Here is an 18,015-nt window from a genome sequence, read left to right as displayed (position 1 = left end):
GGCCCGGGCACGGCCGAGCGCGGAGGTCACGGGAGGTAGTAGGTCGGGTTCGGCAGCTTGACGGTCCGGTCGGCGTACCCGCCGATCAGGTCGCTGTACTGGTCGCCGAAGTTCGCGACGATGTCATAGCGGCCTCCCGAGGCCGACTCGATGTGCTTCCGGGTCTGCGACTTGTACTCGATCGTCGTGCACTTCGCCGTGGCGCACGCGATGTACGACGGCTGCTGGGAGGCGCCGGTCCCCGTCCACTTGGTGTAGAAGTTCTGGGCGGTGAAGCCCGTGTACCCGACCTTCGCCAGATTGCCGAGCGTCGCCGCCTTCTGGTCGTCGTTCCGTCCGGTCAGCCCGATCAGTGTGCAGCCCGCCTTCTGGGCGACGGCCGCCAGCGTGGTCATCTGCGGAGTGGCCGGGAAGCGCTGATCCTGGACCCACACGTTCTGCTCGACCGGGTCGAAGGTGAAGTGCATGTCCGCCACCTCCATGTCGTACGTCCAGAGCGTGGTGTCGTCGGTGTCGAGCACGATCGCCGGGTTCTTGTGCAGCTTCCTCTCCACGAAGCACTGCGCCGCCACCACGGGCGCCTGGCGCTGCACGATCGAGCGCAGCTCGCGGATGTAGGGCGAGTCGGTCTTGTTCGCGATTCCGGTGCCGGGGTCGCCGTAGTACGTGGCGATGGTCTTCTTCACCGAGTCGATGTTCGGGATGCCTTCGCCGCCCTGGGTGGCGCCGCTGGAGCCGTCCGGGGCCATCGAGAAGTGGGTGCGCGGCGACAGCTGCGGCTCGTTCACGCCCGGCAGGTCGGGCGACGGCAGGTAGTACGTGGGGTTTGGCAGTTTCAGCTCCTGCTCGGCGTAGCCGCCCTGCAGGTCGGACCACTGGTCTCCGACGTTGAGCGTGATCGTGTAGCCGAGGTCCTGGATGTGCTTCCGCGTCAGGGCCTTGTACTCGACCGTCGTGCAGCTCGCGGTGGCGCAGGTGATGTACGACGGCTGCTGGGAGGCGCCGGTCCCCGTCCACTTGGTGTAGAAGCGGCCCGCCGTGAACGCGGTGTAGCCGACCTTCGCCAGGTTGCCGAGGGTGGCGTCCTTCTGGCCGTCGTTGCGACCCGTCAGACCGAACACGGTGTAGCCCATGGCCTGCGCCTGGTTGACGAAGTCGACCATCCCGGGCGTCGCGGGGAACCGCTGGTCCTGAACCCAGACGTTCTGCTCGGTGGGGTTGAAGGTGAAGTGCATGTCCGCCACCTCCATGTCGTACGTCCAGAGCGTGGTGTCGTCGGCGTCGAAGACGATCGCAGGCTTCTGGCCGTGGCGGACGGCGCGGTCGTAGTCCCGCTTCAGCTCCGCCTTCTCCTTGCCGAGGATGCCGCCCAGGTCGCGGATGTAGGGCGAGTCGGTCTTGTTCGCGATGCCGGTGCCGGGGTCGCCGTAGTACGTGGCGATGGTCTTCTTCACCGAGTCGATGTTCGGGATGCCCTCGCCGCCCTGGGTGGCGCCGCTCGAGCCGTCCGGGGCCATCGTGAACGACGTGCGCGGCGTCAGGGCGGCGTCGCCGTGGCCCGGATCCCACGCGACGGCGGCGGGGGCGTCCGCGAGTCCGACGCCGAGCGCGAGCGCGGCGACGCCGGCAGCGCCGACGAGCGCGCGCCGCAGGCGGGAGGGAGAGGAGGGAGTATGAGACATCGGCGCACCTTCACGATCGCAGGAGTCTGCCCCTGTTCGGGGGACGGGGGCAGCCTAGCGGCAGAGCGGCCGGGACGAAAGCATGGCGGCGTCGCAACACTCAGCGGGATTGAAGTGGACCCCGGTAGCGTTGTGGACCGTATGCGCACCGACACCCTCGACACGGCCGCCCTCCGCGCGGACTTCCCGATCCTCTCCCGCGAGGTGAACGGGCACCCCTTCGTCTATCTCGACTCCGGGGCGACGTCGCAGAAACCGCGCCAGGTGCTCGACGCGGAGCGCGCCTTCGCCGAGCGGTACACGTCCGCGGTGCACCGCGGCGCCCACACGGTGGCGGGCGAGGCGACGGAGCTGTTCGAGGAGGCGCGCGCCCGCGTCGCCCGCTTCGTCGGCGCGCAGCCGGAAGAGCTGGTCTGGACCTCGAACGCGACCGAGGGGGTGAACCTGCTCGCCTACGCGATGTCCAACGCGTCCCTCGGGCGCGGTGGCGCGGCCGCGGAGCGGTTCCGCCTCGGGCCGGGTGACGAGATCGTCGTCACGGAGGCCGAGCATCACGCCAACCTCATCCCGTGGCAGGAGCTCGCCGCGCGCACCGGCGCCACGCTTCGGGCGATCGGCCTGAGCGACGACGGCAGACTGCGCCTCGACCAGGCGGCCGAGCTGATCGGACCGCGCACCAAGGTCGTCGCGTTCGCGCACGTCTCCAACGTCCTCGGCGGCCTCAACCCGGTGGCCGAGCTGGTCGCCCTCGCGCATCAGCACGGCGCGGTCGTCGTCCTGGACGCCTGCCAGTCCGTCCCGCACCTCGCGGTCGACCTCCCGGCCCTCGATGTGGACTTCGCCGTCTTCTCGGGCCACAAGATGCTCGGGCCCACGGGCATCGGGGCGCTCTACGGTCGCAGCGAGCTGCTGAACGCGCTGCCGCCCTTCCTCACCGGCGGCTCCATGATCACGCAGGTGACGCTGGAGGGCGCCGAGTACCTTCCGGCGCCGCAGCGCTTCGAGGCAGGCACCCAGCGTGTCTCCCAGGCGGTCGCCCTCGCGGCCGCGGTCGACTATCTCGACGCCGTCGGCATGTCCGCGATCGCAGCGCACGAGGAGGCGCTCGGCGAGCGACTGCTCGCCGGCCTCGGCGAGCTGGAGGGCGTCCGCATCCTCGGCCCCGGCCCCGGTGTTCCGCGCGTCGGGCTCGCCAGCGTCGTCGTCGAGGGCATCCATGCGCACGACGTCGGCCAGTTCCTCGACGACCGCGGCATCGCGGTCCGGGTGGGTCACCACTGCGCGCAGCCCGTCCACCGCCGCTTCGATGCGACGGCGAGCACCCGCATCAGCACCTACCTCTACAACACCGCGGACGAGGTGGATGCGGCCGTCGCCGCCATCGCCGACGCGCGCGTGTTCTTCGGCGTCGCCACGACGGGAGGGGCCCGATGACCGACCTGCAGAACCTCTACCAGCAGGTCATCCTCGACCACGCCCGGGAGAAGCACGGGTACGGGCTCGCCGGCGACGAGGCGGCCAGTTCGCATCAGTACAACCCGACCTGCGGCGACGAGGTCACCGTCGGCGTTCGCACCGGGTCGGACGGCCGCATCGCTGCCATCGCCTGGGAGGGCCACGGCTGCTCGATCTCGACGGCGTCCGCCTCCCTGCTGAGCGATCTCGTCGAGCACGTCGATCGCGAGCGGCTGGCCGCATCCATCGCCGCCTTCCGCGAGCTCATGCACTCGAAGGGCACGCTGGAGGGTGATGAGGAGTTGCTCGGCGACGCGGTGGCGCTTGCCGGCGTCTCCAAGTACGTCACGCGCGTGAAGTGCGCGATGCTGCCCTGGGTCGCCCTCGAGGACGCGCTCCTCAAGTCCGCCTGACCCCGCGCGATCCCGCCTGTCGTCGCACGCGACTGCGTCCCCTCGGAACTACTGCGCCCGCGCGACCCGCCGCAGTCGTTCCGCGGCGCCGCAGTCGCGCAACGCGCGTCAGTGCATGGGCTTCAGGGGACCGGCGCCAGGTCCACCTCGTCCGCGATCGCCTCGAGGGCGGACGGCAGCGACGGGAACGTCGTCCCGTAGACCAGGCCGGAGGGTCCCGCGGCCGTCCACGCCTGACCGCCGCGGGTGACGCGGCCGACGAGGTAGCGTCGATGCCCGCCGAGCACCTGCCGCTGGGCGATCGGAAGGGTGAGCGGGAACGCGTAGACGTCCCCCTGAGGGCTGACGACCAGCTCCCAGCGGGCCCGCCCCGGGTTGAACTTGCTCGTGAAGATGCGCGACATGATCGACCGTTTGTACCGCGCGGCCGCATCCCCTCGCCATGAAGATGACGACCTGTTGCGAAGCCTGCGCGAACGGTCGACGGAACCGGTCATCCGCCGAGGCGTGCGAGCCACTCGGTCAGGATGCGCTCGAGCGCCGCCGCGTCGGCCGGGTCGAGCTCGTCGAGCAGCCGGCGCTCGTTCGCCAGGTGGTCGGTGACGGCCGCGTCGATCGTCTCCCGGCCGCGTTCCGTCAGCCGGATGACCCGTCCGCGGCCGTCCACCTCGGAGGACCGGCGTGTGACCAGACCGGCGCGCTCCAGGCGGTCGATGCGCTTCGACATGCCCCCGGTCGTGATCATCGTGCGCTCGGCCAGCTCACCCGCCGTGCGCTCGTAGGGTGCACCCGCACGGCGGAGGGTTGCGAGCACGTCGAAGTCGCCTTCTGCCAGCCCATGCGCTTCGTAGACGGTGGTCAGCTCGGTCGTGAGCCGCGCGGCGACCCGGTGCAGCCTCCCGATCACGCCCTGCGGAGAGCTGTCGAGGTCGGGTCGCTCGCGCCGCCACTCCGCCTGGATGCGCGCGACGGCGTCGGGTTCTGTCTTCATGCCCTTCACTTTACCTTCCAGGGAAGCTAAAGTAGTTTCCGTGGAAGATAATTCGTCGCGAGGCGCCTGGCGATGGATGCTCGTCACCGCGATCGCGCCCGTCGCCTGGGGCTCGACCTACGTCGTGACCCGCGCCGTCCTGCCGGCTGAGCCGCTGTGGGGCGCCGTCATCCGGGCACTGCCGGCAGGCGTGCTGCTGCTGGTGCTGAGCAGGAAGCTGCCGCGCGGACGGTGGTGGTGGCGCTCCGCGGTCCTCGGCATCCTCAACACCGGCGGCTTCTTCGCTCTCGTCTATGCGGTGGCGCAGCGCCTGCCGTCCGGCATCGCGGCGACGGTGATGGCGGCCTCGCCGCTCGTGATGATGGCCGCCGCCCGCATCGTGCTGGGCCAGCGGCCCCGGGCCGTCGCCCTTGCCGGGGGAGTCGCCGGCATCGCGGGGGTCGCCCTCATGCTGTTCGGGGGCGACGGACCGATCGATCCGATCGGGGTACTCCTCGCGGTGGTCGCCCTGATCGCCTCCTCCACCGGCTTCGCGCTCGCGACGCGGTGGGGCGGCGTCGATCTGGTGGCGTCCACGTCCTGGCAGCTCCTCGCCGGAGGCCTGCTGATGCTGCCGTTCGCCCTGCTCGTCGAGGGCGCTCCTCCTGCCCTCGATGCCGCCGCCGTGCTGGGCTTCGCCTACGTCACGGTGGTCGCGACCGCGCTGGCCTTCGTCGTCTGGTTCGCGGGACTCCGGCATCTTCCGGCCGGGACGGTCGGGCTCGTCGGCCTGCTCAACCCCGTGACCGGGGTGGTGCTCGGCGCCATCGTCGCCGGCGAGCTGCTCACCCTCCGCCAGCTCCTCGGGCTCGGGATCGTGCTGGCGGGCATCGCCGCCGGTCGCCTGCGCCCGCCGGCCGGTCAGTCGCCGAGGGACTCCAGGAAGCTGCGCGTCGGCGCGAAGAAGGTCGACCCGGTCGCCGCGGTGGAGAAGTCCAGGATCCGGTCGTAGCTGCCCTCCGGATCGCCCACGAACATGCGCTCCAGCATCCGCTCGATCACCCAGAGGGCTCGCGAGTAGCCGATGAAGTACGTCCCGAACTCGGCCTGCCCCGGCCGCCCGAACGGCATGTTGTCGCGCAGGATCTCGTGCTCCACGCCCGTCTCGTCCACGATCGTCGCCAGCGTCTTGTGCGACTTCTGGCCGTGCTCGGCGTCGGGCAGCTCGATGTTCTCCACCTTCGTGCGCCCGATCACCCCCTCCTGCGACGGGACCGGGAGGCGGTTCCAGGACGAGAGGTCATGCAAGTACTTCTGCACGACGACGTAGCTGCCGCCCGCGTGCTCCGGGTCCTCGTCGCCCACCGTGGTGGCTCCCGCCATGTCGCCGCCGGCCGGGTTGGCGGTGCCGTCGACGAAGCCGAGCAGGTCGCGCGCGTCGAAGTAGCGGAAGCCGGTCACCTCGTCGACCACCTGCACGGCGTCGCCGAGCCCGTCCAGCAGCTGCCGCTCGAACTCGAACGTGAAGTCGCCGCGTTCCGCCCGGATGTGGAACAGCAGATCGCCGGGGGTCGACACCGCCGTGTGCACGGGACCGACGATCTCCCGGAAGGGATGCAGCTCGCGCGGCGGCGGCGAGTCCGTGAGCCGACGCCACAGGTCGAAGCCAATGCCGACGTTGCACGACAGCCGGGCGCCCAGGTCGCGGAAGCCGACGGTCTTGACCAGGTCGGTCATCCCGCTGAGCACGTCCTTCGCCGTCGCGAGGGCCTCGGGGGTATCGCTCACGGTCACCACGAGGAACACGGCGGCGCGCGACAGCGGCGCGTCGACGCTCTGCGGATCGATGGGGACGCGCTGCCAGGGCTGGTCGCCGGTGTTCGCCATGACGCCATCGTGCCGTACCGGCGGCCACGGTCGCCACCCGGGAACCCCCAAGTCCTCCGCCTAGGCTGGAGGGATGAGTCTCCCGAGCATCGACACCGCCGTCACCTACCCGGACGGCGACCTCACCTCGACCGGCGTCGTCGTGCACCTGGAACCGTTGGCGGACGGGCGCACCGCCGTCCTCCTCGACCGAACGGCCTTCCATCCCGTCGACCCGGTGTGGCCCGACCAGCCTGCGGACGGCGGCGAGCTCGTCTCGGGCGACCGGTCCTACCCGGTGGTGGATGCCGTGGTCGGCGCGACGGACGGCTCGGTCCTCCACGTGGGCGACGCGCCGGTCCGCACCGGCACCGAGGGCTGGGCCTTCGTCGTCTGCCACCTGGTCGACGACGCGACCGGCCTCGCGGAGGGGACGCCCGTCGCGGTCAGAGTGGGCGCCGCACGCCGTGAGGCGCTGTCGGCCGGCCACACGGCGTGCCACCTCGCATCGCTCGCGCTGAACGAGGCGCTCGCGGACCTGTGGACCAAGGAGATCTCGGTCGACGGCCGCGGCAACCCGAACTTCGACCAGCTCGCGATCGTCAGCTCGCGCATCCTGGAGGGCGGGTCCGTCGATGAGTACCGGATCGGCAAGAGCCTGCGCAAGAAGGGCTTCGCCGCAGCGGAGCTCGCTCCCCGGCTCGACGAGGTGACGGCGCGGGCGTCGGAGCTGCTGGCCGGGTGGGTCGCGACCGGCGGCGCGGTGTCGATCGTCCGCGAGGCGTCGGGTCTCGGCGACCGCCGGCGCTGGCGGGCCGAGCTGCCCGAGGGGGCGGTCGAGATCCCGTGCGGCGGCACGCACCTGCACTCCCTCGGCGAGCTCGCCCGCGTGACGGTGCGTCTTGACCTCGCCGAGGCGGAGGGTGCGCTCGGGCTCACCATGCACACGACGGCGGAACCCGCCTGAGCGGAGCGTGAAGGGTAGGGGACGGGTCAGCGGGTCACGAAGGGCAGAGCCACCGCCACCGCCCCGAGGGCGCCCGCCAGCGCCCAGCCGGCGCGCACCAGTCGCGCACTGCGCACCTCGCGCTCGATCGCGACGAAGCGCTCCGCGGTGTCGGACTCGGCCGGAAGCGGGCGCCAGGTCGCGGGGTCGTCGAACAGGCGGGCGGCCTGCGCGACGGTGTACGCATCCAGCACCGCGGGCCGGCGCGCCAACCAGCGCACCAGGGTCTCTGCCCGGAGCACCGCGGCCCGCAAAGGCTGGTGGTAGGTGCGGACCTCCTTCGCGCCGGCCACCGCGATCACGGGATGGACGGGCGAGTCGAGCCCTGCGCGCACGAGCAGCCCGCGCACCCGCGACGCCTCCAGGTCAGAGTTGCGGAGGTAGGGCTGCTTGACGCCGTTGACGAGTACGGCACGATCGTAGATCGCCAGGGAGGCTCCGGGGTGCCGCTTCGTGTTGATCACGAAGACACCGCCCGGACCCACTACCAGGTGGTCGACATCGGCCTCGCCGGAACCGACCGGGACCGCATGGAACACGCTCCAGCCGTCGGGCAGCCGGGAGAGGGCGGCTCCGACCTCCCGCTCGCCGAGCGCACCGGAGAACCACGACTGGGCCTCGTCCGCCAGCGGCCGGACGCCGAACGCCCGGGCCAGCGGAGAGCGCGGGGGAGAGGACGCCTGCAGCCGCACGACCTGCTCCATCACCGCCGCACCGGGGGCCCGGTCGCGCATCCGCTGTCCACTCACCCGGCAAACGTACAGAGCGCGCGTCGTCGGTCCCAGTCCCCAGCCGGGGACAGCCGGCGGCGACTACCCCTGGCCGGGGGTGCCGTGCGTGCGCGGCAGGTCGTCCGGCGAGGGCAGGCGCTCCTCGAGGGAGTCGTTGTGCTCCTGGACGGCCTCCAGCCGATCGGTGTCTGTCTCACCGAGGTCGCTGACGGCGTCGGTCAGTTCGTCGGCGTCGCGGGGCTCTGCGTGCGGGGACTGGGTGTCATCCGGTCGGTCGCTCATGCCGCGCACTGTACGCGCCGGGCGCCGGTGTGCGAGGGCGACGGCCGACGGACTAGCATGCGGCACATGAGCCGTATCGAAACCGGGATCGTGTCGTACACCCTCTCCGGCGACTACCTCGCCCGCGTCGGCGCCGACTTCGACACCGAGGCCGTCGACGACGCCATCCTCGCCGAGCTCAACCGGATGCTGCCCGCCGGCGTCGTGGTCGAGCGGAGCGGGCGCGTGTTCGCCGAGGAGGAGGTGGCCGACGTGGCGAGGGATCTCGACTGGGAGGCCCTGCTCCGCCGCATCGACGTGGACCAGATCCTCGCGGAGCACGGGCGCTGACGGCTCGCCGCTGAGGCCGGACGCCGGCGCCGGCCGCCGGCACCGGCGGCTAGCGTGACGCCTTGACGACGTCGTACGCCGCGAGCGCGGCCCGCCGGGACTCCTTCAGGTCGACGACCGGCTCCGGGTACTCCTCGGTGTCCCATTCCGGCACCCAGCGGCGGACGTAGTCGCCGTGCGGGTCGAACTTCTCGCGCTGCAGCTCCGGATTGAAGACGCGGAAGTAGGGCGCCGCGTCGGCGCCGCTCCCGGCGACCCACTGCCAGTTGAACGGGTTGTTCGCGGGGTCCGCGTCCACCAGCGTGTCCCAGAACCACTGCTCTCCGCGGCGCCAGTCGATGAGCAGGTTCTTGATGAGGAACGACGCCGCGACCATGCGCACCCGGTTGTGCATAACCCCGGTTGTCCACAGTTCTCGCATTCCCGCGTCCACGAGCGGGATGCCGGTGCGACCCTGTTGCCAGGCCTCCAGCACGCTCGGGTGCAGGCGGGCCCACGGAAAGGAGTCGTACTGACGATGGATGTTCACGGTCGCGATGTCGGGGTGCTCGAAGAGCGTGTGGTAGGCGAACTCCCGCCAGCCCAGTTCGCCGAGGAAGGTGGTGGCGCTGCGGGCGGTCGCCGGGTCGGCGTGGCGGTCGCGCCTCTCCCGGGCGGCGTGCCATACCTGGTGCGGGCTCAGCTCGCCCCAGCGCAGTCGCGGAGACAGGCGCGAGGTCGCGTCGACGCCCGGGACGTCACGGTCCTCGGTGTACGACGCGAGGTCGCCGTCGACGAAGCGGGTGAGCTGCTTGTGCGCTGCGGCCTCGCCGGGCGCCCACGTCTCGCGCAGGCCGCCGGCCCAGTCGGGATGCGTCGGAAGCAGTCCGAGGTCGTCGAGGCTGACGGCGCGCGCAGAACGCGGAGTCGGAGCCCCGTCGAGAGAGCGCGGAGCGGGGCCGGGATTGCGCGGCGGTGGGGCCGAGAGGCAGGCCCGCCAGAACGGCGTGTAAACCGAGAACGCGGTGCCGTGGCCGGTGCGGATGGTCCACGGCTCGAAGAGCAGCGATGCGCCGAAACTGCTCGCCTCGACCCCGGCCTCGCGCGCACTGGTCTTGACGCCCGCGTCGATGCGCCGCTCCGCGCCGCCGTAGCGGCGGTTCCAGAAGATCGCGGAGGCGTTCGTCTCGCGCAGCAGGTCGCCGATCACCTTCTCGCTCGGGCCGCGCAGCACGGTCAAAGCACCTCCGAGGCGCTCGAGGGAGGCCGCAAGGTCGGCGAGGCTGTGGTGGAGCCACCACCGGCCCGCCCCGCCCGGAGGCCGCAAGCCGGGGGACTCGTCATCCCAGACGTAGACGCAGAGCACGGGCGCACCCGATCGGGAGGCGGCGTACAGCGCCGGATTGTCGGCGATCCTCAGATCGTCGCGGAACCACACCACCGCAGGGCCGGAGTGGCCTTTCTCGGTCTTCGCGGATCGAGGGCTCACAGATCGAGGGAGTCGCCGGGCTCCAGCGGGTAGAAGGTTCCGCCGTTCTGCTCCGTCGACCACTGGAGGCGGCCGTTGGACATGTCCTTGCCCGCGCGGGAGAGCACCATCTCGTGGATGGGGAAGGCTCGCTTCGGCTTCACCGCGAGCACGTAGTCCATGGTCTCGGAGACCTTCATCCAGGGTGCTCCGGCCGGAGCGGCGAGCACGTCGACCTCCACGCCCTCCGGGACGAAGAAGGAGTCGCCCGCGTAGTACAGGGTGTCGTTCACGAGGACGCCCACGTTGTCGACAACCGGGATGCTCTCGTGGATGACGGCGTGACGTCCGCCGAAGAAGCGCAGCGAGAACGGGCCGGCCTCCACGCTGTCGCCGGGGTGCACGACGTGGATGTCGAAGTCCGCAGCTGCCGCGGCCACGCCCTCCGGGCCGTAGATCGTGGCATCCGGGGAGAGGTCGAGCACCCGGGTCAGCTGTTCGGGAGTCCAGTGGTCGGCGTGCTCGTGGGTGATGACGACCGCGACGGTGTTCGCGGTGTCGGTGAGCGGGGAGGTGAAGCTTCCCGGGTCGATGAACAGCTTCCGGCCGTCCTGCTCCAGCTGAAGTCCCGCGTGCTCGAACTTGGTGAGTCTCATGGCTCTTAGGAAATACCGGAAGGGAAGGACATGCAAGCAGCGCCCCATTGCGGAATATACCCCCTAGGGGTACCGTTGCAGCCGTTATGGACGAGAACGAAGAGCGGACGACCACCGCCGGGAGCCACACGGCGCACGACCACACGGCGCACGACCACGCGGCCCACGGGGAGCAGGCTGCGGTCATGGACCATTCGCAGCATGCCGGGCACGAAGGGCACGGCGACCACTCGGGGCATGCCGGGCACGACCCGGCGGTGTTCCGACGGAAGTTCTGGCTGACGCTGGTCCTGACGATCCCGACACTGGTCTTCTCGCCGGGACTGCAGGAGGTCCTCGGGCTGTCCGGACCGCGGTTCCCGGGCAGCCAGTACATTCCGGCAGCGTTCGGCATCGCGATCTTCTTCTACGGCGGCCTCGTGTTCCTGCGCGGCGCGGTCGACGAGCTGCGCGCGAAGCAGCCCGGCATGATGACGCTGATCTCGCTGGCGATCGTCGTCGCCTTCGGGTACAGCCTCGCCGTGACGCTCGGGCTGCCGGGAATGGACTTCTGGTGGGAGCTGGCGACCCTCATCCTGATCATGCTCCTCGGGCACTGGATCGAGATGTCCGCGGTCATGGGTGCGCAGGACGCGCTCGGGGAGCTGGCGAAGCTCCTGCCGGACACGGCGGAGCGGGTGCCCGACGTGCACGGAGAGCCGGAGACCGTGGCGGTGTCCGATCTGCGCGTCGGCGACCTGGTCCGGGTGCGCCCCGGCTCCGCCGTGCCCGCGGACGGCGAGATCGTCGACGGGCGGAGCGAGCTGGACGAGTCCCTCCTCACCGGCGAATCGAAGCCCGTGACGCGTGGGCCGGGGGAGCCGGTCGTCGCCGGCAGCATCTCCGGGAGCGGATCCCTCGTGATCCGCGTCGGCCGCACGGGCGGGGACACCGCCCTCGCCGGGATCATGAAGCTGGTCGCCGACGCGCAGGCGAGCAAGTCGGGCGCACAGGTGCTCGCCGACCGCGCGGCGGCCTGGCTCTTCTACGTCGCGCTCGCCGTCGCGACCCTGACCTTGATCACCTGGGCGATCCTCCGCCCGGGCGACCCCGGGTTCGTCCTCGAACGCGTGGTCACCGTCCTGGTCATCGCCTGCCCCCACGCACTGGGCCTGGCCATCCCGCTCGTCGCGCAGATCTCGACCGCCCTCGGGGCGCGTCACGGCCTCCTCATCCGCGACCGGCACGCGATGGAGGACGCCCGCCGGGTCGACGTGGTCCTGTTCGACAAGACCGGCACGCTCACCGAGGGGCGGCAGGGCGTCGCCGCGGTCGCCGCGGCCGACGGCGACGAGAACGCCGTGCTTGCGCTCGCCGCCGCTGTGGAGGCCCCGGCCGAGCACCCGATCGGCGCGGCCATCGTCCGCACCGCCCGGGAGCGCGGACTCGCGCTGCAGCCCGTCTCCGGCTTCGAGGCGCTGGGCGGTCGAGGTGCGTCCGCAGAGGTCGGAGGCGAGACGGTCGTCGTCGGCGCACCGCGCCTCCTCGACGAGCGGTCCCTGACCGCCCCGCCGAGCATCCAGGACGCCGCCGATCGTGCTGCCACGGCCGGCCAGACGGTCGTGTACGTGCTCCGCGCCGACGCCGTCGCCGGGATGATCGCGCTCGCCGACGTCATCCGGCCGGAGTCGAAGGAGGCCGTCCGGTCGCTTCGCGATCGCGGCGTCCGGGTCGCCATGCTGACAGGCGACTCCCGCGCGGTCGCCGACGCCGTCGCGGCGGAGCTGGGCATCACCGAGGTGTTCGCCGAGGTCCTGCCCGGCGACAAGGCGGCCACGGTGTCCGGCCTGCAGGCGGACGGCTCCCGGGTCGCCATGGTGGGCGACGGCGTCAACGACGCCCCGGCCCTGGCGCAGGCGGACGTCGGCATCGCCATCGGCGCCGGAACGGACGTGGCGATCGAGTCGGCCGGCGTCGTGCTCGCCTCCAGCGATCCGCGCGGGGTCGCGGCCGTCATCACCCTCTCGCGCGCGACCTACCGCAAGATGCTGCAGAACCTCGGCTGGGCGACCGGCTACAACGTCATCGCCTTGCCCCTCGCGGCGGGCGTCGCGATCGGCCTGGGCATCGTGGTCTCCCCGGCGTTCGGGGCGGTGCTGATGTCGGTCTCCACGATCGTCGTCGCCCTCAACGCCCAGCTGCTCCGCCGCCTGCGCCTCTGACGCCGCGCCCCTGAGCGGCGCGCGGCGCCGGCCGCGGACGGCGGGTGTGCCATCATCGTGGCTGTGACCGCTGCTGCGCGGACCGTCGTCGTCGCGGTCAACCCCATGGCGTCGTTCGGGCACCGTCGCGAGGTCGGCCCCCGGGTCGTCGAGCGGCTGCGGGAGGCGGGGCACCGCGTCATCGCCATGGACGAGGCCAACATCGAGCTGCTGCGCCGCGAGACCGCGCGCGCCCTGCACGACGACACCGACCGGCCCGACGCGCTGGTGGTCGTGGGCGGCGACGGCATGGCCAACCTCGGGATCGACCTCGTCGCCGGCACCGGCACCCCGCTCGGCATCGTCCCGAGCGGAACCGGGAACGACCTGGCCGACGGCCTCGGCATCCCGATCCGCGACACCGAGGCGGCCGTCGACCTCCTGCTCGCCGCTCTGCAGCGCGAGCCGCGCACCATCGACGCGGGTACCATCCGGCACGGCGAGCTCACCACCTGGTTCGGCTGCGTGGTGTCGGCGGGCTTCGACGCGATCGTGAACGAGCGCGCCAACCTGATGACCCGGCCCCGCGGGCGCAGCCGCTACGTGGTCGCCCTGCTGCGCGAGCTGGCGACACTGAAGGCGCGGCGCTACCGCATCCGCGCCGACGGACGGCTGATCGAGGTGAACGCCATGCTCGTCTCGGTCGCCAACAACCGTTCCCTGGGCGGTGGGATGCGGATCGTGCCCGACGCGGACCTCGCCGACGGCCTGCTCGACCTGTTCATCGTCGGGCGGATGTCGCGGCTGAGGTTCCTGCGGGTCTTCCCGTCGGTCTTCCGCGGCGAGCACACCGGCCTCCCGGAGGTGACGACCCTCCCCGTCAGCGCTGTGCGTGTGGACGCGGAGGGCATCGTGGCCTATGCGGACGGGGAGCGCATCGGGCCGCTTCCGATCGAGGTCGCCGTCGCCCCCGGCGTCCTCCGGGTGCTCGTGTGACGGGCGTCGGCGACGCGCCCGGGACGCACGCCTCGTTTTGGCACCGCACCCCCATCTGTGGCATGATCTTCTAGTTGCCAGACGGCCCCATCGTCTAGCGGCCTAGGACGTCGCCCTCTCACGGCGGTAACGCGGGTTCAAATCCCGCTGGGGTCACAACACCACGAGAAGCCCTCCCAGACACCTGTCCGGGAGGGCTTTTCGCTTCCCTCTTCCCGCTTGTCCGGGGCCGGCTCAGACCGTGCCGCCGCGCGGCATCCACTGGTCGGGGTAGTGGCCGCGGATCTCCGCCGAGAAGTAGGCGCCGGCCGACTCCGCCGTGCGCAGCTCGCGCCACACCCGGCGGGGCACGAGCAGGTACCGGTAGACCTCGCCGGAGACGAACTCGACCTCGAGCGTCTGCACCCCGCGTCGTAGCCCGCCGACGCGATCACCGAGCTCGCGAATGCCTCCCGTTCCATGCCCGCACCCTACCCCGTCGAGGTGGCGCCGCCCGGGCAACTAGGATGTCGGAAGCGAAGGGGAGTATCCCGGACGGCCTGCTGCGGGTGACCGCGTCACGGCCGGCGCTGCGCACGTCATCACGGATCCCAACGGCGAGGTCCCGGGCGCAGGGGCACCGCGAGGTGCGGGAGAGACTTTCGGCCGTTGCCGCTGCCCTTCGAAAGGTTCCTCCGTGACCGTCGCTCTGCCCCTCTGGTTCGAGATCGGCTCGTTCGTCGTCCTCCTGCTGATCCTCGCCTTCGACCTTCTGATCATCTTCAAGCGGCCGCACATCCCGAGCCCGAAGGAGTCGGCGCTCTGGGTCACGTTCTACATCGCGCTGGCGCTGCTGTTCGCGCTGCTGATGCTGCTGATCGGCGATGCGGAGCACGCGGGCCAGTTCCTCGCCGGCTGGCTGACCGAGTACAGCCTGAGCATCGACAACCTGTTCGTGTTCGTCATCATCATGGCGAGGTTCCAGGTGCCCAGGAAGTATCAGCAGGAGGTGCTCATGGTGGGCATCATCCTCGCGCTGATCTTCCGGGGTGTCTTCATCCTGCTCGGCGCGGGACTGATCGCGAGCTTCAGCTCGATCTTCTACCTCTTCGGCGCGTTCCTGCTCTGGACGGCGTTCAACCAGGCGTTCCGCAGCCACGACGACGAGGGCGAGCAGGACTCCTGGTTCATCCGCTTCGCCCGCAAGCACCTGAAGGTGTCGAGCCAGTACGAGGGCAACCATCTGCGCACGACGGTGGACGGCCGGCGCATGTTCACGCCGCTGATCATCGTGTTCCTCGCGCTCGGGACGACCGACCTGCTGTTCGCGCTCGACTCGATCCCGGCCATCTTCGGCATCACGCAGAGCCCGTTCATCGTGTTCACCGCGAACGTCTTCGCCCTGATGGGCCTGCGCCAGCTCTACTTCCTGCTGGGCCACCTGCTCGACAAGCTGGTGTACCTCAAGTACGGCATCGCCTTCATCCTGGCGTTCATCGGCGTGAAGCTGATCTTCCACGCCATGCACGAGAACGAGCTGCCGTTCATCAACGGCGGCCAGCACATCGAGTGGGCGCCCGACATCAGCACCTGGACGTCGCTGGCGGTCATCGTGGGTGCCATGCTTGTCGCTACGATTGCAAGTCTGGTGAAGCTGCGCATGAGCGGCACCAGCGTCGCCGAGGCCATCCACGGCGACGACCCGGAAGAGGTCGAGGCCGAGAACGCGGCCGCCGACGGCACGCAGGAGGACCCCCGAACATGAGCTCTCTCGTCGGCGTGACGGTGCGCAGCGACACGGGCGCGGTCCGGCACGTCAACGAGGACAGCGCGCTCGCGCAGGATCCGGTGTTCGTGGTGGCCGACGGCATGGGCGGTCACGCCCGGGGCGACCTGGCGAGCCGCACGGCCGTCGAAAGCCTCGCCCGGACGCTGCAGGCGGGCACCCGCCCGACCCCGGACGAGGTGATCAGGGCGATCGACGAGGCCAACGCGGCCGTCCGCGCGCTCTCCGGCGCCGACGAGTCCGGCGCCGCGGTCGCAGGCACGACGCTCACCGGAGTCGTCCGCGTCCGTGTTCCGGAGCTCGCGGCCGAGCAGTGGATGGTCGTCAACGTCGGCGACTCGCGCGTCTACTCCTGGGACGGCCGGGAGCTCCGCCAGATCACCGTCGACCACTCGGCCGTGCAGGAGCTGGTGGACGCGGGCCTCATCTCGGAGGCGCAGGCCGCCGTGCACCCCGAGCGGAACGTCATCACGCGGGCCCTCGGCGCCGAGGACTTCGTCGACGCCGACACCACGCTCCTCCCGGAGGAGGGGCGGCAGATCTTCCTCGTCTGCTCCGACGGGCTGACCCGCGAGCTGGACGACCGGCGCATCGCCGAGATCCTGGCGACGAGCCCCGCCGACCCCGCGTCGGCGCTGGTGGACGCCGCGAACGAGGCGGGCGGCCACGACAACATCACCGTGATCGTGCTGGAGTCGACGACCGGGGAGGACGCGGCACCGCCCGTCGACACCCGCGAGCGGGCGGGCGACGACGGTCGCCGCGACCTCGAGGACACCCGCCCGCGCGGCTGACCGCAGGCCCACGCGTCGACCTCCCGGCGCAGGACGTGGTTGAATCGTCGGCGGGGAAGTGACCTAGACCGATCGTGGGCGCCATCGTGGTGCGACGACGGCGGGTCGGACAGACGCAGCCGAGGGAGTAGTTCGTCCGTGTTCGAGGTTCAGCAGGCGGCAGCAGGGGAGTGGGCGGTCGTCGCGGGCGGCGGACGGGCGCTCCTGGTGGCCGAGACGGACGCCGCGCGGCTCCGCGACCTCCTCGCAGCGGTGCGCGCCGGCTTCGCGGAGACCTTGGACGCCCTGGTGGCGCACGGGCTCAGCCGCACGCCGTCGTTCGCCCTGATCGACGTCTCCGCCGAGACCGCGCTGCTCGCGGTCCGCGGGACGGGCCTTGCGTCCGTCTCCGAGCGCGGCAGCGAGCGCGTCGTCGCGGCGACCGGGGTGTCGTCCTGGGTCGAGCTGCAGCTGCCCGGGGTGGAGTCCGCGACGCTCGGGCCCGCCGCCACCGGCGCCACGCTGCCGCTGACGGAGGGCGTGGTGCGGGGGTCGACGCTGCGCTGGACGCCGGCCGTCACGGCGGAGGACGTGGGCGCGACCGTCGCCGCGCCGCCGAAGCGCGAGCGCGACACGGGCCCGGTGGAGGCTGTTCCGGCGGTCGTGCCGGAGCCGGAGGAGATCGTGGCCGGTCCCGCCGTTGAGCCCTTCGCCGATGCGCCGCTTCCCGAGCCCGGAACCGAGCCCGAGCCGGAGCCTGCGGCCGAGCCCGACCCTCACACGCGGGTGCCGGAGGCGACGATCGCCGACGTCCCCGAGACCCCGCCCGCCGCGCCCGCCGCCGCGCCGGCCGTCGCGGCGGAGCCGGCCGGTTACGACCACCTGTTCGGCGCCACGATGGTCCGCAGCGTGGAGGAGGCGGCCGTCCGCCCCGCCGAGGCGGACGAGGAGGCGGCTCCATCGCGGATCGACCTCCCCGGCTTCATCACCGACTCGTTCCCGTCCGGCGCCGACCGCCTCGTCGGCGACCACGACGGCTTGACCGTGATGAGCGGCGACCTCCCGGAGCGCCCCGCGTTCGAGCCCGACGCGTCCGATGCCGGGCCCGCCCCCGCCCCGCAGACGTTCGCGGTGCTGCTCTCCGACGGGCGGCGCGAGCCGCTGTCCGCCCCGGTCGTGGTCGGGCGCGCCCCGAGTGTGACGGCCGTTCCGTCGCTGCGCGGCGCCCGGCCGGTCACTCTCACGAGCGCCGAGGACGACATCTCCCGTTCGCACGTGGCCGTCGCGGTCGAGGGGGACAGCGTCGTGGTCACCGACCTGCACTCCCGGAACGGCACGATGATCGTGCTGCCGGGCAAGTCCCCGCAGAAGCTGCGCAGCGGCGAGCCGACCACCGTGGTGCTCGGCACGGTCATCGACCTGGGGAGCGGCGCCACGCTGACCGTCGAGGCCGCCGGATGAGG

Annotated in this window: 19 protein-coding genes and 1 tRNA gene; 11 read left to right on the top strand and 9 right to left on the bottom strand. The window is 71.6% G+C overall.

Annotated features, from left to right (window positions below):
* Nucleotides 1-26 precede the first annotated feature (26 nt).
* The gene (locus P5G59_RS05245) at nt 27-1,682 is read right to left on the bottom strand and encodes an HAD family acid phosphatase (protein ID WP_301216675.1); all 1,656 of its coding nucleotides are present in this window, start codon (nt 1,680-1,682) and stop codon (nt 27-29) included.
* 141 nt (nt 1,683-1,823) lie between these two features.
* Between P5G59_RS05245 and P5G59_RS05240 the strand changes: the two genes are divergently transcribed.
* Together P5G59_RS05240 and sufU are read left to right on the top strand one after the other, a co-directional pair.
* Nucleotides 1,824-3,116 carry a SufS family cysteine desulfurase gene (locus tag P5G59_RS05240; protein WP_301216673.1) on the top strand — a complete coding sequence of 431 codons (1,293 nt, stop codon included), beginning with the start codon at nt 1,824-1,826 and terminating at the stop codon, nt 3,114-3,116.
* On the top strand, nt 3,113-3,550 hold the full coding sequence (gene sufU, locus P5G59_RS05235) for a Fe-S cluster assembly sulfur transfer protein SufU (protein WP_301216671.1): 438 nt from the start codon (nt 3,113-3,115) through the stop codon (nt 3,548-3,550). Before P5G59_RS05240 ends, sufU begins: the two co-directional genes overlap by 4 nt.
* Nucleotides 3,551-3,672: 122 nt before the next feature.
* Here sufU and P5G59_RS05230 read toward each other — a convergent pair whose 3' ends face one another.
* Nucleotides 3,673-3,954: a hypothetical protein gene (locus P5G59_RS05230; RefSeq protein ID WP_175339000.1), complete on the bottom strand. Its 282-nt coding sequence runs from the start codon at nt 3,952-3,954 to the stop codon at nt 3,673-3,675.
* A gap of 89 nt (nt 3,955-4,043) precedes the next feature.
* Nucleotides 4,044-4,541 carry a MarR family winged helix-turn-helix transcriptional regulator gene (locus tag P5G59_RS05225; protein ID WP_301216669.1) on the bottom strand — a complete coding sequence of 166 codons (498 nt, stop codon included), beginning with the start codon at nt 4,539-4,541 and terminating at the stop codon, nt 4,044-4,046.
* 40 nt (nt 4,542-4,581) lie between these two features.
* On the opposite strand from P5G59_RS05225, the gene P5G59_RS05220 reads away from it, so the two are divergent.
* Nucleotides 4,582-5,532 (top strand): EamA family transporter, encoded by a 951-nt coding sequence (locus P5G59_RS05220; RefSeq protein WP_301216667.1) that lies wholly within the window; start codon nt 4,582-4,584, stop codon nt 5,530-5,532.
* On the opposite strand, the gene P5G59_RS05215 is transcribed toward P5G59_RS05220, so the two are convergent.
* Nucleotides 5,442-6,407, bottom strand: a complete 966-nt coding sequence (locus P5G59_RS05215) for a Dyp-type peroxidase (RefSeq protein WP_301216665.1) — start codon at nt 6,405-6,407, stop codon at nt 5,442-5,444. The genes P5G59_RS05220 and P5G59_RS05215 overlap by 91 nt on opposite strands.
* 73 nt (nt 6,408-6,480) lie before the next feature.
* On the opposite strand from P5G59_RS05215, the gene P5G59_RS05210 reads away from it, so the two are divergent.
* Complete coding sequence (locus tag P5G59_RS05210; protein ID WP_301216663.1) at nt 6,481-7,353, top strand: alanyl-tRNA editing protein; 873 nt, start codon at nt 6,481-6,483, stop codon at nt 7,351-7,353.
* 26 nt (nt 7,354-7,379) lie between these two features.
* Here P5G59_RS05210 and P5G59_RS05205 read toward each other — a convergent pair whose 3' ends face one another.
* Together P5G59_RS05205 and P5G59_RS05200 are read right to left on the bottom strand one after the other, a co-directional pair.
* Nucleotides 7,380-8,141, bottom strand: a complete 762-nt coding sequence (locus P5G59_RS05205; RefSeq protein ID WP_301216661.1) for a nuclease-related domain-containing protein — start codon at nt 8,139-8,141, stop codon at nt 7,380-7,382.
* A gap of 63 nt (nt 8,142-8,204) precedes the next feature.
* The gene (locus P5G59_RS05200) at nt 8,205-8,405 is read right to left on the bottom strand and encodes a hypothetical protein (RefSeq protein WP_301216659.1); all 201 of its coding nucleotides are present in this window, start codon (nt 8,403-8,405) and stop codon (nt 8,205-8,207) included.
* Nucleotides 8,406-8,471: 66 nt separating this feature from the next.
* Here P5G59_RS05200 and P5G59_RS05195 point away from each other — a divergent pair, with 66 nt between their 5' ends.
* Nucleotides 8,472-8,735 carry a hypothetical protein gene (locus tag P5G59_RS05195; protein ID WP_301216657.1) on the top strand — a complete coding sequence of 88 codons (264 nt, stop codon included), beginning with the start codon at nt 8,472-8,474 and terminating at the stop codon, nt 8,733-8,735.
* A gap of 49 nt (nt 8,736-8,784) precedes the next feature.
* Here P5G59_RS05195 and P5G59_RS05190 read toward each other — a convergent pair whose 3' ends face one another.
* Both P5G59_RS05190 and P5G59_RS05185 read right to left on the bottom strand, forming a co-directional pair.
* Nucleotides 8,785-10,203, bottom strand: coding sequence for a cryptochrome/photolyase family protein (locus P5G59_RS05190; protein ID WP_301216655.1), 1,419 nt, complete (start codon nt 10,201-10,203; stop codon nt 8,785-8,787).
* A complete protein-coding gene (locus P5G59_RS05185) occupies nt 10,200-10,838 on the bottom strand; it encodes an MBL fold metallo-hydrolase (protein ID WP_301216653.1) in 639 nt (212 codons plus the stop codon). The genes P5G59_RS05190 and P5G59_RS05185 overlap by 4 nt, the downstream gene beginning before the upstream one ends.
* Nucleotides 10,839-10,924: 86 nt before the next feature.
* Here P5G59_RS05185 and P5G59_RS05180 point away from each other — a divergent pair, with 86 nt between their 5' ends.
* From P5G59_RS05180 to P5G59_RS05170, 3 genes are all read left to right on the top strand, one after another.
* Nucleotides 10,925-13,039 carry a heavy metal translocating P-type ATPase gene (locus P5G59_RS05180; RefSeq protein ID WP_301216651.1) on the top strand — a complete coding sequence of 705 codons (2,115 nt, stop codon included), beginning with the start codon at nt 10,925-10,927 and terminating at the stop codon, nt 13,037-13,039.
* 63 nt (nt 13,040-13,102) lie between these two features.
* Entirely contained in the window at nt 13,103-14,014 is a 912-nt protein-coding gene (locus P5G59_RS05175) for a diacylglycerol kinase family protein (RefSeq protein ID WP_301216649.1), read from the top strand.
* Between the two features lie 83 nt (nt 14,015-14,097).
* A tRNA-Glu gene (locus tag P5G59_RS05170) sits at nt 14,098-14,170 on the top strand.
* A gap of 78 nt (nt 14,171-14,248) precedes the next feature.
* Here the strand turns inward: P5G59_RS05170 and P5G59_RS05165 are convergent.
* The gene (locus P5G59_RS05165; protein WP_301216647.1) at nt 14,249-14,419 is read right to left on the bottom strand and encodes a KTSC domain-containing protein; all 171 of its coding nucleotides are present in this window, start codon (nt 14,417-14,419) and stop codon (nt 14,249-14,251) included.
* Nucleotides 14,420-14,690: 271 nt separating this feature from the next.
* Between P5G59_RS05165 and P5G59_RS05160 the strand changes: the two genes are divergently transcribed.
* The 3 genes from P5G59_RS05160 (at nt 14,691) to P5G59_RS05150 (ending at nt 18,013) form a co-directional block, all read left to right on the top strand.
* Entirely contained in the window at nt 14,691-15,758 is a 1,068-nt protein-coding gene (locus P5G59_RS05160; RefSeq protein WP_301216645.1) for a TerC/Alx family metal homeostasis membrane protein, read from the top strand.
* On the top strand, nt 15,755-16,573 hold the full coding sequence (locus P5G59_RS05155) for a PP2C family protein-serine/threonine phosphatase (RefSeq protein WP_301216643.1): 819 nt from the start codon (nt 15,755-15,757) through the stop codon (nt 16,571-16,573). Before P5G59_RS05160 ends, P5G59_RS05155 begins: the two co-directional genes overlap by 4 nt.
* A 138-nt stretch (nt 16,574-16,711) precedes the next feature.
* On the top strand, nt 16,712-18,013 hold the full coding sequence (locus tag P5G59_RS05150; RefSeq protein WP_301216641.1) for an FHA domain-containing protein: 1,302 nt from the start codon (nt 16,712-16,714) through the stop codon (nt 18,011-18,013).
* The last annotated feature ends 2 nt before the right edge of the window (nt 18,014-18,015 follow it).

The sequence above is a fragment of the Leifsonia virtsii genome, assembly GCF_030433675.1.
Classification (GTDB): domain Bacteria; phylum Actinomycetota; class Actinomycetes; order Actinomycetales; family Microbacteriaceae; genus Leifsonia; species Leifsonia virtsii.
This window is presented reverse-complemented; position numbering and strand designations above follow the sequence as displayed.

Coding starts and splice junctions, on each gene's coding strand:
- P5G59_RS05245 (WP_301216675.1), bottom strand. CDS start 1,682: ATGTCTCATACTCCCTCCTCTCCCTCCCGCCTGCGGCGCGCGCTCGTC.
- P5G59_RS05240 (WP_301216673.1), top strand. CDS start 1,824: ATGCGCACCGACACCCTCGACACGGCCGCCCTCCGCGCGGACTTCCCG.
- sufU (WP_301216671.1), top strand. CDS start 3,113: ATGACCGACCTGCAGAACCTCTACCAGCAGGTCATCCTCGACCACGCC.
- P5G59_RS05230 (WP_175339000.1), bottom strand. CDS start 3,954: ATGTCGCGCATCTTCACGAGCAAGTTCAACCCGGGGCGGGCCCGCTGG.
- P5G59_RS05225 (WP_301216669.1), bottom strand. CDS start 4,541: ATGAAGACAGAACCCGACGCCGTCGCGCGCATCCAGGCGGAGTGGCGG.
- P5G59_RS05215 (WP_301216665.1), bottom strand. CDS start 6,407: ATGGCGAACACCGGCGACCAGCCCTGGCAGCGCGTCCCCATCGATCCG.
- P5G59_RS05210 (WP_301216663.1), top strand. CDS start 6,481: ATGAGTCTCCCGAGCATCGACACCGCCGTCACCTACCCGGACGGCGAC.
- P5G59_RS05200 (WP_301216659.1), bottom strand. CDS start 8,405: ATGAGCGACCGACCGGATGACACCCAGTCCCCGCACGCAGAGCCCCGC.
- P5G59_RS05195 (WP_301216657.1), top strand. CDS start 8,472: ATGAGCCGTATCGAAACCGGGATCGTGTCGTACACCCTCTCCGGCGAC.
- P5G59_RS05185 (WP_301216653.1), bottom strand. CDS start 10,838: ATGAGACTCACCAAGTTCGAGCACGCGGGACTTCAGCTGGAGCAGGAC.
- P5G59_RS05180 (WP_301216651.1), top strand. CDS start 10,925: ATGGACGAGAACGAAGAGCGGACGACCACCGCCGGGAGCCACACGGCG.
- P5G59_RS05155 (WP_301216643.1), top strand. CDS start 15,755: ATGAGCTCTCTCGTCGGCGTGACGGTGCGCAGCGACACGGGCGCGGTC.